The organism is Cupriavidus sp. H39 (assembly GCF_050271075.1).
In the GTDB taxonomy this organism is placed as follows: Bacteria; Pseudomonadota; Gammaproteobacteria; order Burkholderiales; family Burkholderiaceae; genus Cupriavidus; species Cupriavidus necator_B.
Genome location: NZ_CP189848.1, coordinates 2,600,625 through 2,615,076 on the forward strand (window position 1 = coordinate 2,600,625; position 14,452 = coordinate 2,615,076).

General features: G+C 66.2%; 14 protein-coding genes. 2 read left to right on the forward strand and 12 right to left on the reverse strand.

Going from position 1 to position 14,452, the window contains the following annotated elements; translation table 11 throughout:
* Positions 1–96: 96 nt before the first annotated feature.
* Entirely contained in the window at positions 97–2,115 is a 2,019-nt protein-coding gene (gene uvrC, locus ACOCMH_RS27410) for an excinuclease ABC subunit UvrC (protein ID WP_427313378.1), read from the reverse strand.
* Positions 2,116–2,286: 171 nt separating this feature from the next.
* On the opposite strand from uvrC, the gene earP reads away from it, so the two are divergent.
* Both earP and efp read left to right on the forward strand, forming a co-directional pair.
* Positions 2,287–3,450, forward strand: coding sequence for an elongation factor P maturation arginine rhamnosyltransferase EarP (earP, locus tag ACOCMH_RS27415; protein ID WP_427310325.1), 1,164 nt, complete (start codon positions 2,287–2,289; stop codon positions 3,448–3,450).
* A gap of 204 nt (positions 3,451–3,654) precedes the next feature.
* A complete protein-coding gene (efp, locus tag ACOCMH_RS27420) occupies positions 3,655–4,215 on the forward strand; it encodes an elongation factor P (protein ID WP_010814696.1) in 561 nt (186 codons plus the stop codon).
* Positions 4,216–4,302: 87 nt separating this feature from the next.
* On the opposite strand, the gene nagZ is transcribed toward efp, so the two are convergent.
* From nagZ to ACOCMH_RS27475, 11 genes are all read right to left on the reverse strand, one after another.
* Positions 4,303–5,352: a beta-N-acetylhexosaminidase gene (gene nagZ / locus ACOCMH_RS27425; RefSeq protein ID WP_427310327.1), complete on the reverse strand. Its 1,050-nt coding sequence runs from the start codon at positions 5,350–5,352 to the stop codon at positions 4,303–4,305.
* Positions 5,353–5,366: 14 nt separating this feature from the next.
* Positions 5,367–5,789 (reverse strand): holo-ACP synthase, encoded by a 423-nt coding sequence (gene acpS, locus ACOCMH_RS27430; protein ID WP_427310329.1) that lies wholly within the window; start codon positions 5,787–5,789, stop codon positions 5,367–5,369.
* Positions 5,786–6,568 (reverse strand): pyridoxine 5'-phosphate synthase, encoded by a 783-nt coding sequence (gene pdxJ / locus ACOCMH_RS27435; RefSeq protein ID WP_427310331.1) that lies wholly within the window; start codon positions 6,566–6,568, stop codon positions 5,786–5,788. The genes acpS and pdxJ overlap by 4 nt, the downstream gene beginning before the upstream one ends.
* A 37-nt stretch (positions 6,569–6,605) precedes the next feature.
* On the reverse strand, positions 6,606–7,493 hold the full coding sequence (gene recO, locus ACOCMH_RS27440; RefSeq protein WP_427310333.1) for a DNA repair protein RecO: 888 nt from the start codon (positions 7,491–7,493) through the stop codon (positions 6,606–6,608).
* Positions 7,494–7,512: 19 nt separating this feature from the next.
* Complete coding sequence (gene era, locus ACOCMH_RS27445; protein WP_171517767.1) at positions 7,513–8,448, reverse strand: GTPase Era; 936 nt, start codon at positions 8,446–8,448, stop codon at positions 7,513–7,515.
* Positions 8,445–9,215 (reverse strand): ribonuclease III, encoded by a 771-nt coding sequence (gene rnc, locus ACOCMH_RS27450; RefSeq protein WP_012353305.1) that lies wholly within the window; start codon positions 9,213–9,215, stop codon positions 8,445–8,447. Before rnc ends, era begins: the two co-directional genes overlap by 4 nt.
* Before the next feature lies 1 nt (position 9,216).
* A complete protein-coding gene (locus ACOCMH_RS27455; protein WP_427310336.1) occupies positions 9,217–9,612 on the reverse strand; it encodes a DUF4845 domain-containing protein in 396 nt (131 codons plus the stop codon).
* A 48-nt stretch (positions 9,613–9,660) separates the two neighbouring features.
* Positions 9,661–10,560 (reverse strand): signal peptidase I, encoded by a 900-nt coding sequence (lepB, locus tag ACOCMH_RS27460; protein WP_171517769.1) that lies wholly within the window; start codon positions 10,558–10,560, stop codon positions 9,661–9,663.
* 100 nt (positions 10,561–10,660) lie between these two features.
* Positions 10,661–12,454 carry a translation elongation factor 4 gene (gene lepA, locus ACOCMH_RS27465; protein ID WP_427310338.1) on the reverse strand — a complete coding sequence of 598 codons (1,794 nt, stop codon included), beginning with the start codon at positions 12,452–12,454 and terminating at the stop codon, positions 10,661–10,663.
* A gap of 194 nt (positions 12,455–12,648) precedes the next feature.
* Positions 12,649–12,942, reverse strand: a complete 294-nt coding sequence (locus tag ACOCMH_RS27470) for a glutaredoxin family protein (protein WP_427310341.1) — start codon at positions 12,940–12,942, stop codon at positions 12,649–12,651.
* Between the two features lie 6 nt (positions 12,943–12,948).
* The gene (locus ACOCMH_RS27475) at positions 12,949–14,436 is read right to left on the reverse strand and encodes a DegQ family serine endoprotease (RefSeq protein WP_427310342.1); all 1,488 of its coding nucleotides are present in this window, start codon (positions 14,434–14,436) and stop codon (positions 12,949–12,951) included.
* Positions 14,437–14,452: the final 16 nt, after the last annotated feature.

Sequence of the window (14,452 nt, forward strand, 5' to 3'; positions counted from 1 at the left end):
GACGGTAACCAATCTTGCGATTGTCGCCGATTTCCGGGCCCGATCGAGCATTATTGGCGATTCACGTGCCGGCCCGCACCCTGTACGGGGCCGCAGTCAGTGCAGCTGCCGGTAGATTTCCTCGGCCAGCCCGCGGGAAATGCCCTCGACGCTGGCCAGCTCATCGATGCTGGCGGCCATCACGCCGCGCAGCCCGCCGAAGCGGGTCAGCAGCTTCTGGCGCCGCCGCGCGCCGATGCCCTCGATCTCTTCCAGCCGCGAGGTGGTGCGCGTCTTGGCGCGGCGTGCGCGCATGCCGGTGATGGCAAAGCGATGCGCCTCGTCGCGGATCTGCGCCACCAGCATCAGCGCGGCACTGCCCTGCCCCAGTTCCAGCGCGGGGCGGCCATCGGCGAACACCAGCGTCTCCAGCCCGACCTTGCGGCCCTCGCCCTTGGCCACGCCGACCAGCAGGCCGATATCCAGCCCCAGCTCTTCGAACACCTGCCGCGCCACCTCGACCTGGCCCTTGCCGCCGTCGATCAGCACGATCTGCGGCACCAGCGCCGCGGCCTCGCCGCCGCCTTCGATGCCGCCGTCTTCCTGGATCTGTTCGACCAGCTTCTGGTAGCGCCGCGTCAGCACCTGCCGCATCGCCGCGTAGTCGTCGCCGGGGATGATGTCCTGGATGTTATAGCGGCGGTATTCGCTGTTCTGCATGTCGTGATGGTGATACACCACGCATGATGCCTGCGTGGCCTCGCCGGCGGTATGGCTGATGTCGAAGCACTCGACGCGCAGCAGCGCCAGATCCTCCAGGTCCAGCCCAATGGTTTCCGCCAGCGCGCGCGTGCGCGCTTCCTGGCTGCCCTGCTCGGCCAGCCGGCGCGACAGCGCCAGCGCCGCGCCCTGCTGCGCCATCTCCAGCCAGATCTTGCGCTGGCCTTGCGGCTGGCGCACCAGCGTGACCTTGCGCCCGGCATGCAGCGCCAGCGCCTCGAGCACCGCGGCATCGTCGGGCACATGGCTGACGACGACGATAGGCGGCGCCGGCTGTTCAAGATAGTGCTGCACCATGAAGGCCGACAGCACGCGCGTGGCGATGCGGTCAACGGTCAGCGGCAGCGCGGGGTCCGCGGCGCCGCCGCCGTCGCCGCTATCCTCGGCGCGCTCGTCGGCATCCTCGACGATCATCGCCGCCTCGTCCGCATGGGCCGGGAAGTAGGCCTTGTCGCCGAGGTGGCGGCCGCCACGCACCATGGCCAGGTTGACGCAGGCACGCCCGCCTTCGACCGCCACCGCCAGCACGTCGATGTCGCGCGCCTGCCCGCCCACCTCTTCCACCGCCTGGCGCTTGAGCACGGTCGACAGCGCCGCGATCTGGTCGCGCACCGCCGCCGCCTGCTCGAATTCCAACCGTTCCGCGTGCTGTTCCATCTTGACCTGCAGGCCTTCCAGCACTTCGCTCTGTCGGCCTTGCAGGAAGCGCGCCGCGTTGGCGACATCGCGCGCGTAATCGTCTTCGCTGATGGCGTTGACGCACGGCCCGGTGCAGCGGTGGATCTGGTGCAGCAGGCACGGCCGCGTGCGGTTGTTGAAGACGGTGTCCTCGCAAGTGCGCAGCTGGAACACCTTCTGCAGGATCTGCATGCTCTCGCGTACCGCGTAGGCGCTCGGGAACGGGCCGAAGTACTGGTGCTTGCGGTCGGTCGCGCCGCGGTAGTACGCCATGCGCGGGAAGCGGTGCCCGGTCAGCTTCAGGAACGGGTACGACTTGTCGTCGCGGAACAGGATGTTGTAGCGCGGCGCCAGCGCCTTGATCAGGTTGTTCTCGAGCAGCAGCGCCTCGGCCTCGGTGCGCACTACCGTGGTGTCGATGCGGGCGATGCGCGACACCATCATCGCGATGCGCGGCGACAGCTGGGTCTTGTTGAAGTAGCTCGCCACCCGCTTCTTCAGGTCGCGTGCCTTGCCCACGTAGAGCACATTGCCGTTGGCGTCGAAATAGCGGTAGACGCCCGGCAGGCCGGGCAGGCGCGAGATGACCGGGCGGGCATCGAAGGGCTCGGCCGGAGCGTCGGCTTCCGGCTGTTCTGCCTGCGTTTCGGCCGCTGTTTCGGCGGGCGCCGGCGGCATTACGGCGTGCGCCTCGGCCGGTACTTCATCGGCAGGATTCGGGGAATCGGGTTGCTGGTCTGACATGTGGGGACGGTGACCGCTACGGGCCGGCGCGCGACAATGCCTCGCGGCCTCTAAAATCGCAAGTTTAGAGCAATTCAACGGGCGCCCCGCCGACATCCACCTCTCATGCCTATCCGCTCCTGGGACATCTTCTGCACCGTGATCGACAACTTCGGCGACATCGGCGTCTGCTGGCGGCTGGCGCGCCAGCTGGCGCAGGAGCACGGGCACGCGGTGCGGCTGTGGGTCGATGACCTGGCGAGCTTCGCACGGCTGGCGCCGGAACTCGACACCGCGGTTGCCGTCCAGCACCTTGCCGGCGTGGAAATCCGGCCCTGGCATCCGGCTGCCGCGAGCGGGCAAGCCGACGGTACCGACGGCGCCGTCCCGCACGATGCCGTCATCGAAGCCTTCGCGTGCCACTTGCCGCCAGCATTCCTCGACCGCATGGCGCAGCGCGCGCCCAAACCCGCGTGGATCAACCTGGAGTACCTGAGCGCCGAGCCGTGGGTCCGCGAGCACCACGCAATGCCCTCGCCCCATCCGCGGCTGCCGCTGGTCAAGCACTTCTTCTTCCCTGGCTTCGAGGCGGGCACCGGAGGCCTGTTGCGTGAATCGATGCTGGGTGCGCAACGCCAATCGTTTCTGGACGGTGCGGCTGCGCAGGCATCACTGTGGCACCGGCTGGGCGTGACGCCGGTAACCGACGCGCTGCGCGTAAGCCTGTTCGCCTACCGTAACCCCGCCCTGCCGGCGCTGCTGGAACAATGGCGCGACGGCGCCGAGGCCGTCCATTGCCTGGTGCCGGCCGGCCTGGCCGCCAGCCAGGTGGCGGAATGGCTGGGCGCCCCGCTGGAACCAGGCCGGCCGGTAGCGCGCGGCAGCCTGTGCGTGCAGGCCATTCCCTTCGTGCGGCAGGAGCACTACGACGAACTGCTGTGGGCCTGCGACCTCAATTTCGTGCGCGGCGAGGACTCCTTCGTGCGCGCGCAGTGGGCGGCGCGGCCGCTGGTCTGGCATATCTATCCGCAGGACGACGAAGCGCACCGGGTCAAGCTCGATGCCTGGCTGGATCTGTTCGCCAGATATGGGGCCGCACCGGAAGCGGCCGCCGCGCTCGCCGATTTCTGGCACGCCTGGAACGGCTATGGCAATGCGCCCGACTGGCCACGTTTGCGGGCGCAGCTGCCGGCCCTTGCCGCGATCGCGCCGCGCTGGGAGCGGCGTTTGCAGCATCCGGGCGACCTTGCCGCCAACCTGGTGGCGTTTTGCGAAAATCAGGTAAAATAGCCGGTTGATCCAAATGGCGACCGGGCCGGAGAACCAGGGTCTTGCCCAGCGTGAACCACCGCGCGGGGCAAAGACCTAAAGCAAGCTGGGCACGGGGTCGCGAGCGCGTGGATCCTGGCTCTCGCGGGCTTACCGCGGGCACGCCGGCAGCGCGCCTTCGCCATTCCAAATTCCTAGACTTTATTTTTCAGGAAATCAGTTCAGATGAAAATCGCACAGGAACTCCGCGTCGGTAACGTGTTCATGATCGGCGGCGATCCGATGGTCGTGCAGAAGGCCGAGTACAACAAGTCGGGCCGCAACGCCGCTGTGGTCAAGATGAAGTACAAGAACCTGCTGACGGACGCACCGGGCGAGTCGGTGTTCAAGGCCGACGACAAGTTTGAAGTGGTGGTGCTCGAGCGCCGCGAATGCACCTACTCGTACTTCGCTGACCCGATGTACGTGTTCATGGACGCCGACTACAACCAGTACGAAGTCGAGAAGGACAGCATGGGTGACTCGCTGAACTACCTCGAGGACGGCATGAACGTCGAAGTCGTGTTCTACAACGACAAGGCCATCTCGGTCGAAATGCCGACCACGCTGGTCCGTGAAATCGTCTACACCGAGCCGGCCGTCAAGGGCGACACCTCGTCGGGCAAGGTGCTCAAGGGCGCCAAGATCAACACCGGCTTCGAGCTGCAGGTGCCGCTGTTCTGCAATATCGGCGACAAGATCGAAATCGACACCCGCACCGGCGAATACCGCAGCCGCGCCAACTAAGGCACTGGCTTTGCCCGCTCCAGTGCAGGGCGGCAAATAAAAAATGGCAGCCGCGGCTGCCATTTTTGTTTTCTCCGGACCCTTCGTTCAGGCGATCAGGTCGTGCTCGTTCAGCGTGCGCAGCGCGGCGCGATACTCGCCTTCCTGCTGCAGCTTGTTCCAGTCCAGCGGCTTGCGCCGCGCGAACAGCTTGCGGATGCGGCGCTGCGAGGCCTTGTCGATGCCCACGTCGAGTTCGCCCAGCAGCTGGTCGGCGCGGTCCGGGTGGTTGCAGATCAGCACCATGTCGCAGCCCGCGGTCAGCGCGGCCCGCGCGGCCTCGGTGACGTTGCCGGCGACGCTGGCGCCTTCCATGCTGAGGTCATCGCTGAAGATCACGCCCTCGAAGCCCAGCTGCGCGCGCAGCACGTCCTGCAGCCAGTAACGCGAGAAGCCGGCCGGATTGGGATCGACCTTGGGGTAGATCACGTGCGCCGGCATCACCGACGACAGCGACAGCCCCAGCCACTCATACGGACGCGCATCCTGGCCCAGGATCTCGTCCAGCGCGCGCTCGTCGACCGGGATCGCCACGTGCGAGTCGGCTTCGACGTAGCCATGGCCGGGAAAGTGCTTGCCGCAGTTGCTCATGCCCGCCAGCAGCAGGCCGTGGTTCAAGTGGCCGGCCAGCATGGACACCACGCGCGGATCGGCGTGGAAGGCGCGGTCGCCGATCACGGCGCTGCGGCCGTAGTCGAGGTCCAGCACCGGGGTGAAGCTCAGGTCGATATCGCAGGCCCGCAGTTCCGCGGCCAGCACATAGCCGCACGCGACCGCCGCCTTGGTCGCAGCCAGCACGTCGCGCTCCCACAGCTCGCCCAGGCGGTGCATCGCCGGCAGGTGGGTAAAGCCATCGGTCTTGCAGCGCTGCACGCGCCCGCCTTCATGGTCGATGCAGATCAGCACGTCGTCGCGCACCGCGCGGATCGCGCGCGTCAGCGCCTGCAGCTGCGCGCGCGACTCGAAATTGCGCGCGAACAGGATCACGCCGCCGGTGAGCGGATGCGCGATGCGGCGCGCGTCTTCCGCGTCGAGCTGCTTGCCGACGACATCGAGGACCACCGGGCCCGGCCGCTTGCCGGAATTCTTCTTGGACATGGAAGGGGTTGGGTTCACAAGGCTGTAGGTTGAGACGCCGCCGCGCCGCTGCGCTCGGCAATGGCGAAGGCGACTGCGTAATCATGTTCGTCACTGACACTGACCCGCACGACCAGCCCGCGTTCCGCCAGCCACGCAGCCAGCTCGCCATGGCACACCGCGGTGGGCTCGCCGGACGGCAGGTTTATCAGTTCCATCGCGCGCCACGTCATCGGCCAGCGCATGCCCAGCCCGATCGCCTTGGAGAAGGCTTCCTTGGCGGCGAAGCGCGTCGCCAGGAAGGCCAGGCCGCGCTTTTCGGAACGGGCCTTGCGCGCGTGGTACTTGGCCAGTTCGTCGGGACCCAGCACCTTTTCGGCGAAACGGCCGTTGGTACGGGTCATCACGCCCTGCACGCGGACGATCTGGATGATGTCGGTGCCGACGCCGTAGATCACGCCGGATTGCTCCCGGCGGGATATCGCGTGCCCAACCGCGCGGCCACCATGATGGCCTTCATTTCGCGCACCGCGTTCTCCCAGCCCGCGAACACGGCATGCGCTACGATGGCGTGGCCGATGTTCAGCTCCTGGATGCCAGGGAGTGCCGCGATCGGCTGCACGTTGGTGTAGTGCAGCCCGTGGCCGGCATTGACCACCAGGCCATGCCGCTGCCCGGCATCGACACCGTCGGCGATGCGGCGGAATTCGACGGCCTGCTCGTCGGGCGTATGCGCGTCGGCATAGCGGCCGGTATGCAGTTCAATCACGGGCGCGCCGCAAGCCGCTGCAGCGGCGATCTGGTCGACGTCCGGATCAATGAACAGCGACACGCGGATGCCGGCACCGGCCAGCTGCGCGCACGCGGCCTTGACCTGCTCGAAGCGGCCGGCTACGTCCAGCCCGCCCTCGGTCGTCACCTCTTCGCGGCGCTCCGGCACCAGGCACACGTCCTGCGGGCGGATCTCGCAGGCGATGTCGAGCATCTCCTGGGTGATCGCGCACTCGAGGTTCATGCGCGTGGCCAGTTGCGGGCGCAGCGCGCGCACGTCGGCATCGCGGATATGGCGGCGGTCTTCGCGCAGGTGCAGCGTGATCAGGTCGGCGCCGGCCTGTTCGGCCAGCAGCGCGGCGCGGAGGGGATCGGGGTACACGGTGCCGCGCGCATTGCGCAATGTGGCCACGTGGTCGATGTTGACGCCAAGGTCGATGACGCCCGGATTTGCGTGGAAGATCATGCGAGCAGGTGCAGGAGTAGGTCGGAGTTCTTGTCGGTCAGAGATACTGCAGGTCGATCAGTATCTGGCGCGTCTTCAGCGGCGCGCCTTGCAGATAATAATGCAGCAGGAAACGCATCAGCGCGCGGCTTTGCGCGGCGGTCTGCGCGCGGCTGTAGTCGTCCTGCGCCATGTCCAGCAGCGTCTGGCCAGACACCACCGGCCATGTGGACGGGTCGCTCGGCTGCGCACGGCGCACGCCGCGCTCGGGCTGGTAGACATAATCGAGGCCGGGCAGCACCCGCTCGCCGGTGCTGAGGCACTGGTCGAAGGCCACCGCGAAACCGGTTTCCTGCAGCAGCACGCGCTCGAAACCGCGCAGCACCAGCCCGGCCTGCTCGCCATGCGCCAGCCGCGTCAGCGTCGCCAGGTAATGGCGGAACAGCACCGGATGCGCATCCTCGCGCGGACAGAAGCGCATCAGCAGTTCGTTCAGGTAGAACGCCGACAGCAGCGCGTCGCCGTCCAGCGGCGGCATGCCGCCGACCCACTCGGCCTTGGTCAGGGTCTTGACCTCGCCGCGGCCGCTCCACGATACCGAGACCGGGTGGAAGTGCTGCAGCACCGCGCGCAGCGCCGAATGCGGCCGCTTGGCGCCCTTGGCCACCATCGAGATGCGGCCGTAGTCGCGCGTGAACATGTCCAGGATCAGGCTGGTCTCGCGGTACGGCCAGGCGTGCAGCACGAAGCCGGGCTGTTCGGCCACGCGCGACTCGGGCCGGGCCGGCACGATCCGCATGGCGCGGTCCATCATGGCGCGCGCGGCGGCGTCGGCCATGCCGGGCAGCGCCTTGCTGTCGAGCAGTTCGGCAGCCTCGTCGACCACCGGATCAGCGCGCCGCGACCGTGGCGCAGGCGCGCGGGCAATATCAGCCGTCTTGCTCACCGGTCGCTCGCTGTTGTGCTCACTCGTAGCCGTACGCGCGCAGCCCTGCCTCGTTGTCGGCCCAGCCGCTCTTCACCTTGATCCACATTTCCAGGTAGACCTTGCCGTCGAACAGCTTTTCCATGTCAAGGCGGGCCTCGGTGGAGATCTGCTTGAGCTTGCTGCCCTTGTTGCCGATGATCATGGCCTTGTGCGCATCGCGCTCAACCAGGATGGTGGCAAAGACCCGGCGCAGGCGGCCTTCGGTCTCGAACTTGTCGATGATCACGGTGCTGGTGTACGGCAGCTCGTCGCCGGTCCAGCGGAACACTTTTTCGCGGATGATTTCCGAGGCCAGGAAACGCTCGCTGCGATCGGTCATGGCGTCGGCGTCGTACATCGGCTCGCCTTCCGGCAGGTAGGGCCGGATGATCTCGAACAGCCGCGCGACATGGTCGCGGGTCTTGGCCGACATCGGCACCACTTCGCGGAATGGGAACAGCTGCCCCATCTTCTCCAGGAAGGGCATCATCACTTCCGAGCGGTTTTCGCCAATGCGGTCGAGCTTGTTGGTCACCAGCAGCACCGGCGTGTTCTTCGGCAGCAGCGACAGCACCTTCTCGTCGTCGGCACCGTAGTAGCCCGCCTCGACCACGAACAGCACCAGGTCCACCGACGACAGCGTCGACGTGACCGCGCGGTTCAGCGAACGGTTCAGCGCACTGGCATGGCGGGTCTGGAAGCCCGGTGTGTCGACGAACACATACTGCGCGTCATCCGTGGTCTGGATGCCGACGATGCGGTGCCGCGTGGTTTGCGCCTTGCGCGAGGTGATACTGATCTTCTGGCCGACCAGCGCGTTCATCAGCGTGGACTTGCCCACGTTGGGACGGCCGACGATGGCCACGGTGCCGCAGCGGAACGCCGCGGCCGGGGTATCCGCCGCGTCTTGCTGCGGATGGGTAGATTCGGTCATTCCTTCAACCTGAGAGACAGCTGCGGATCCTGCGGCTGGGGTTGCTTGCGGGTCTTGCCGGTACGCTCGGCGCGGCTGCGCTTGAGCAGCTGCGGCACCAGCTTCTGGACTTCATCCAGTGCCAGCTTGGCGGCGGCCTGCTCGGCGGCGCGCCGCGAGGCGCCGGTGCCGAACACCCGGACTTCCAGTTTAGGCACGGTGCACTCGACTTCAAACTGCTGGCTGTGCGCGGCGCCGTGGGTGGCGATTACGTTATATTGCGGCAGGGCAATCTTGTGGCCCTGCAGGTATTCCTGCAGCAGGGTCTTGGCGTCCTTGCCCAGCGTGCGCGGGTCGACCTGCTCCAGGATCGGGATATAGAGCTTGCGGATCAGCGCCCGCGCAGCATCGAAGCCGGCGTCGAGGAAGACCGCGCCGACAATGGCCTCGAGCGCATCGGCCAGGATTGACGGGCGGCGGAAGCCGCCGCTCTTCAGCTCGCCTTCGCCCAGGCGCAGGGTGTCGGACAGCTGCAGCATCTGGGCGATTTCGTACAGCGCCTGCTGCTTGACCAGGTTGGCCCGCACCCGCGACAGGTCGCCCTCGTCGAGCTTGCCGAACATGCCATAGAGCATGTCGGCCACGGCGCAGTTGAGCACCGAGTCGCCGAGAAACTCAAGGCGTTCGTTGTGCTGGGCGCTGTGGCTGCGGTGCGTCAGCGCCTGTTGCAGCAATTCGGGCTTGCTGAATCGGTAGCCGAGTCGTTGCTGCAAGGCGTCGAGGTTCATATCAGTGCTGCGTTCCTGAATAGGTAATCAACAGGCTCAGGGGTCCGTAGACAGGCACCTCGGTCCGGTACGAAAAATCGACCGACCGGATGGTGCCGTTATCGTCTTCCCGGATCAGCAGGTCTTCGCCCTTGACCGCGGTAATCCGGTCGATGGCGGCCTGCTTCTCGAAGAATTCGACTACTTCACGTTTGTTGGCGGCGCGCTGCTTGGCGTAGCCGGCGGCGCGCTTGACCGAAAAATATTCCACCAGGCTCGGGATCGCGCGCAGCGCCGGCAAGGCGACGCCGACCACGAACACCACGATCACCAGCAGCGTCCACACGGAAAACCCGCCGGCGCCAGCCCGGCGCCGTGCCGGATGGCCGCTTGCCCCCACCTTTCCAAATCGACCCATATCGCGCCTGCCCTCGTTATGTTGAGTGTTCTTGCGCCGCGGAGATGCTTATTTGAACGATCCCACGCGTCCGAAATTGCCCAGGTTCATCCAGATCACGAACGCCTTGCCGACGATATTCTGGTCCGGCACGAAACCCCAGTAGCGGGAGTCCAGGCTGTTGTCGCGGTTGTCGCCCATGACGAAATAGTGACCTGCGGGTACCTTGCAGGTCACGCCCTGCTGATTGTAGGTGCAGTTGTCCCGGTACGGAAAATCCGGGTCCGCGCCGGCGACAAAGGCCGGCCGGTCGGCGTCGTTCAGGATGCCATGATCGACGCCGCCCGGGAGTTTTTCACGGAAATGCCGCGAATAGGCCAGGCGTTCCTCGTCCAGGAAATCCGGCAGCGCGGTGTACTCGGCGGGCTTGCCGTTGATGGTCAGGCGCTTGTTGGCGTACTGCACCACATCGCCCGGCACGCCGATCACGCGCTTGATGTAGTCGAGCGACGGGTCCTTCGGGTAGCGGAACACCATCACGTCGCCGCGCTGGGGCTCGCCCATGTCCATGATCTTCTTGTTCACCACCGGCAGGCGGATGCCGTACTCGTACTTGTTGACGAGGATGAAATCGCCGATCAGCAGCGTCGGGATCATCGAGCCGGACGGGATCTTGAACGGTTCGACCACGAACGAGCGCAGCACGAACACCGCCAGGATCACCGGGAAGAAACTGGCCGAATACTCCAGCCACCACGGCTGGCGCAGCTTTTCCTCGGCCAGGCGCTTGCGCGTGGCGTCGGCATCGGTCGCGCCGAAGCTGCCCTGCAGGCGGCCCTGCTGCGAATCGAACTCGGCCAGCGCGAGCCGCGCCGAAGAGCGGCGCTGCCGCTCGAACACGAGCTTGTCGGCCACCCACGCCACGCCCGTAATCACCACCAGCACAAAAAGGATCAGTGCAAAATTCATGACGGCTTCTGGTTCTTGGAAATCCTGGTACAGCCTGTTCTGTCACCACGCCGACAAGGCTGCCGGGCGTGGCCCTGGCACTGCCCTTGCCCGCGGCAATTTATTTGTCGTCGACTTGCAGAATGGCCAGGAAGGCCTCTTGCGGAATCTCGACGGTACCGACCTGCTTCATCCGCTTTTTGCCCGCCTTCTGCTTTTCCAGCAGCTTCTTCTTGCGCGAGATATCGCCGCCGTAACACTTGGCCAGCACGTTCTTGCGCAGCGCCTTGACGTTCTCGCGCGCGATGATGTTCGAGCCGATCGCGGCCTGGATCGCCACGTCGTACATCTGGCGCGGAATGATCTCGCGCATCTTGGCTGCGACTTCGCGCCCGCGGTATTGCGAGTTGGAGCGGTGCACGATCACCGACAGCGCGTCGACCTTGTCGCTGTTGATCAGGATATCGACCTTGACCACGTCCGACGGACGATATTCCTTGAACTCGTAATCCATCGACGCATAGCCGCGCGACACCGACTTCAGGCGATCGAAGAAGTCCATCACGATTTCCGCCATCGGGATCTCGTAGGTCAGCTGCACCTGCTTGCCGTGGTAGCTCATGTTGATCTGCGAGCCGCGCTTCTGCGTGCACAGCGTGATCACCGAGCCGACATACTCCTGCGGCATATACAAATTCACCGTGACGATCGGTTCGAGGATCGCCTCGATCTTGCTCGGGTCCGGCATCTTCGCCGGATTTTCCACGGTGACCGTGGTGCCGTCGCGCATCTCGACCTGGTACACCACCGTCGGCGCGGTCGTGATCAGGTCCATGTCGAACTCGCGCTCCAGGCGCTCCTGCACGATCTCCATGTGCAGCAGCCCCAGGAAGCCGCAGCGGAAGCCAAAGCCCAGCGCCTGCGACACCTCGGGCTCGAACATCAGCGAGGCATCGTTGAGGCGCAGCTTTTCCAGCGACTCGCGCAGCGCCTCGTACTGGTTGGCTTCAACCGGGTATAGGCCAGCGAACACCTGTGGCTTGACTTCCTTGAAGCCCGGCAGCGGCGCTTCGGCCTTGCGCTGCACGGTGGTGATGGTATCGCCGACCTTGGCGGCCTTCAGTTCCTTGATGCCGGCAATGACAAAGCCCACCTGCCCGGCGGTCAGCACGTCGCGCGGGATCGACTTGGGCGTGAACACGCCCACCTGCTCGACCAGGTGCTGCGAGCCGGTAGCCATCAGCAGGACCTTGTCCTTGGGGCGCAGCGTGCCGTTGACCACGCGCACCAGCATCACCACGCCGACATAGTTGTCGAACCACGAGTCGATGATCAGCGCTTGCAGCGGCGCGTCGGCATCGCCCTTGGGCGGCGGCACCTTGGCGATCAGCGCCTCGATCACGTCCTGCACGCCCTGGCCGGTCTTGGCCGAACACGGCGTGGCGTCCTGCGCATCGATGCCGATGACGTCCTCGATTTCCTGGATCGCGTTGTCCGGGTCGGCTTGCGGCAGGTCGATCTTGTTCAGCACCGGCACCACTTCCACGCCCAGCTCGATCGCGGTGTAGCAGTTGGCCACGGTCTGGGCCTCGACGCCCTGCGAGGCATCGACCACCAGCAGCGCGCCTTCGCAGGCGGACAGCGAGCGGCTGACTTCATAGCTGAAGTCGACGTGCCCCGGGGTGTCGATCAGGTTCAGGTTATAGACCTGGCCGTCGCGCGCCTTGTAGCTCAGCGCGGCGGTCTGCGCCTTGATGGTGATGCCGCGCTCTTTTTCGATATCCATCGAATCGAGGACCTGCGCTTCCATCTCCCGATCCGACAGCCCTCCACAAAGCTGAATGATCCGGTCGGCCAGGGTGGACTTCCCATGGTCGATGTGGGCAATGATCGAGAAATTACGGATATGGTCCATCTAGTGTTCAGGGAAGCGCCGGCTGAGAGCCCGGGCGGCAACAAGCAGTGAGCGGCCCGGCGCCGCGCGCCGCAAGGCGTGCGCGGGCGTACCGCGGGTTCGGGGGCGCAATTTTTGCGCCAATCCGCAATTTTACCGGATTTTCAATGACTTCCGGGTCGTCATCTGGTGCGTGGCGCGGATGCCGGCGGCGCTCAGCGGGCGGCGCGCGCGGCGCCATGTGCGGCAAGCCAGACCCTTGCCACCGCTTCGTCGAGGAAATAGTGACAAAGGGGCGCTGCACCCGCCGGCAAGTCTTCCGGCGTGCCGGGCATCAGCACCGGCACCAGCTCGCCAAAGCGCGCTTCGAGCGCGGCATCGGCGTCGACATCGACCTCATGCAGGGTAAAAGAAAAATCGCGCCGGAGCGGCTCCAGCGCGACTTTCATGTCTTCGCACAGGTGGCAGTACGCCCGGCCGTACAGCGTCAGCGCGGGCGTGGCGGCCATGGCGGATCAGCGCGCCGAGGCGGCGCCGGGTCGCAGCGTCAGCACCTGGGTGGCATCGCCGCGCCGCACGAACACCGCGGCGATGCGGTTCTTGTCCAGGCCGCGCACCAGCTCATTGAACTGGCGCGCGTTGGTCACGTCGGTATCGCCAAGGCGGAGGATGATGTCGCCCGGACGGATGCCGGCCCGCAACGCGGGGCCATCGGCCACCTCAACCTCGACGCCGGACTTGAGCTTGAGCTCTTTCAGGCGCGCCTCGGGCAGGTCGCTGACCACCAGGCCCAGCGCGTTGGGCTTGCCGGCCGGCGGCGCACCGTCGTCCTTGGGCGTCGCACCGCTGCGGGCGCGCGCCTTGCCGTCCGGCTCCAGCTCGGTGACGGTGATGCTGACCTCGCGGGTCGCGCCCTTGCGCCACAGCTGCAGCGGCACGCGCGTGCCGGGCTTGGTCTCGCCGACCATGCGCGGCAGGTCCGAGGCGCGCTCGATATCGCGGCCGTTGAACTTCAGGATGATGTCGCCGGCCTCGATGCCCGCTTTCTCGGCAGGACCGCCGGGCTCGACGCTGCCGACCAGCGCGCCGCGCGCACGGCCCAGGCCCAGCGAATCGGCAACTTCCTTGGTCACGTCGCCGATGGCCACGGCAATGCGGCCGCGCGTCACGCGCCCGGAAGACTTCAGTTGCTCCGACACGCGCATGGCCTCGTCGATCGGGATCGCGAACGAAATCCCCATGTAGCCGCCGCTGCGGCTGTAGATCTGCGAGTTGATGCCGATCACTTCGCCGCGCAGGTTGATCAGCGGCCCGCCGGAGTTGCCGGGATTGACCGCGACGTCGGTCTGGATGAACGGCAGGTAGTCGCCGGTGTCGCGGCCCTTGGCCGAGACAATGCCGGCGGTCACGCTGTTGTCCAGCCCGAACGGCGAGCCGATCGCCAGCACCCACTCGCCGGCGCGAACCTTGTTGGAATCGCCCAGCGGCAGGCGCGGCAGCCCGCTGGCCTCGACCTTGAGCAGCGCCACGTCGGTACGCTTGTCGGAGCCGATCAGCTTGGCCTTGAATTCGCGCTTGTCCGGCAGCGTCACGTAGATGGTTTCGGCATCCGCCACCACGTGCGCGTTGGTCATCACATAGCCGTCCTGGCTGATGATGAAGCCCGAACCCACGCCGCGGCTCTGCTCTTCCTGCTGTGGCGGCTGCCCGCGGCGCGGCGGGGTGCCGGGAGCCGGAGCGCCAGGCATCGGCACGCCGAAGAAGCGGCGGAAGAATTCCGCCATTTCGTCATCGCTGCCGGGCGCGCCGCGCTGGCGCACCAGTTCGGTGGTGCGGATATTGACCACCGCCGGGCTGGCTTTTTCCACCAGGTCGGTGAAATCGGGCAGGTTGTAGTTGGAGGCAGCGGCCTGGGCGTGGCTGACTTCGGCAACGGTCGGGCCGAGCAGCATCATGGCAGCCATGACCACGGCCCGCGCCAGGGCTGGAGATCTGAACATCATCGACAACTCCCGGGAT